This window comes from Rhodococcus sp. KBW08, assembly GCF_003852455.1.
Lineage (GTDB): Bacteria > Actinomycetota > Actinomycetes > Mycobacteriales > Mycobacteriaceae > Rhodococcus_F > Rhodococcus_F baikonurensis.
On sequence record NZ_QAJJ01000062.1, the window covers coordinates 1 to 1,646 of the forward strand.

The 1,646-nt window shown below is 60.8% G+C and carries 1 protein-coding gene; it reads left to right on the forward strand.

Annotated elements, in window-relative coordinates; translation table 11 throughout:
- The coding region (locus DBV08_RS32045; RefSeq protein ID WP_260395832.1) for a condensation domain-containing protein at window positions 1–1,646 on the forward strand (1,646 nt) is incomplete at both ends.

Genomic DNA, 1,646 nt, shown 5'->3' on the forward strand with positions numbered 1-1,646 from the left:
CGGTGGAGGAGATCGTTGCGTCGGTGTTTGCCGAGGTGTTGGGTGTCGATCGTGTGGGTCTCGATGACGATTTCTTCGCACTCGGCGGCAATTCGCTGATCGCGACACGAGTGGCGGCTCGGTTGGGTCAGGCGCTCGATGCGCAGGTTCCGGTGCGGGTGCTGTTCGAGGTGTCCTCCGTTGAGGGGCTTGCTGCGCGGGTGGAGTCGGAGGTCGGTTCGGGAGCACGGGCGGCGTTGACGGCTCGGGTGCGTCCGGAGCGGGTGCCGTTGTCGTTGGCGCAGCAGCGGATGTGGTTCTTGAACCGGTTCGAGCCTGAGTCGACTGCGTACAATATTCCGGTGGCGATTCGGTTGTCGGGATCGTTGGATGTGGCGGCGTTGGATGCTGCTGTCTCGGATGTTGTTGCGCGGCACGAGATTTTGCGGACGGTTTACCCTGAGGTTGATGGTGTCGGGTTCCAGGACATTTTGTCTGCGGATCATGTTCAATTGCATCTGTCTCCGGTTGGGGTGTCGGAGTCCGATGTCGTTGGTGCGGTGACGGAGTTCTTGTCGACTGGTTTCGATGTGGCGGTGGAGGTTCCGGTTCGGGCGCGGTTGTTCGCGGTGTCGGAGTCGGAGTTCGTGTTGGCGATGGCGGTTCATCACATCAGTGGTGACGGATTTTCGATGGGGCCGCTCACGCGTGATGTGATGATCGCGTACGAGGCTCGTTCTCGGGGTGAGGTTCCGGGGTGGGCGCCGCTGCTGGTGCAGTATGCGGATTACGCGCTGTGGCAGCGCGAGGTGTTGGGGTCCGAGGATGATCCGTCGTCGGTGATTTCGCGGCAGGTCGACTTCTGGTCTCGGGCGTTGGCGGGGTTGCCGGATCAGTTGGTGTTGCCGTGGGATCGTCCGAGGCCTGCGGTGCAGTCGTTCGCCGGAGGCACAGTTGGAGTGTCGGTGGCTCCGGAGGTTCATCGGGCGTTGATGGAGTTGGTTCAGCGTACGAACACGACCATGTTCATGGTGGTGCACGCGGCGTTTGCGGTGACGTTGGCTCGTTTGTCCGGTAGCGATGATATTGTCATCGGTTCCCCGATCGCGGGACGTGGGGACGAGATCCTTGATGATCTGGTCGGAATGTTCGTCAACACGTTGGCATTCCGCACCAGAGTCGATGCAGGGGAATCATTCAGCGCTTTGCTTGCTCGTACGCGTGAGGCGGATTTGGCGGCGTTTGCGCATGCGGATGTGCCGTTCGAGCGTTTGGTCGAGCTGCTCAATCCGGCTCGGTCGACGGCGTATCATCCGTTGTTCCAAGTGGGGTTGTCGTTCCAGAACTTGGCGCAGTCGACTTTCGAATTGAGTGGCCTGACGCTTTCCGGCGTCGAGTACGAGAGTGGGAACTCGCAGTTCGACCTTCACTTGATCGTGACCGATCATCACGATGAGGTGGGCGCCGCGGCTGGGATAACCGGCATGATCACCTACGCGTCGGCGTTGTTCGACGATTCGACGGTGGCCGGTTTTGCGGATCAGTTCGTGCGCGTTCTCGAAATCATTTCAGCGGAACCGAGTGTCGCTGTGGGCGATATCGTTGTGTTGGGTGAGGTCGACCGCGCGCTCGTCTTGGAGTCCGGTTGCGGGGTGTCTCGTGCTGGT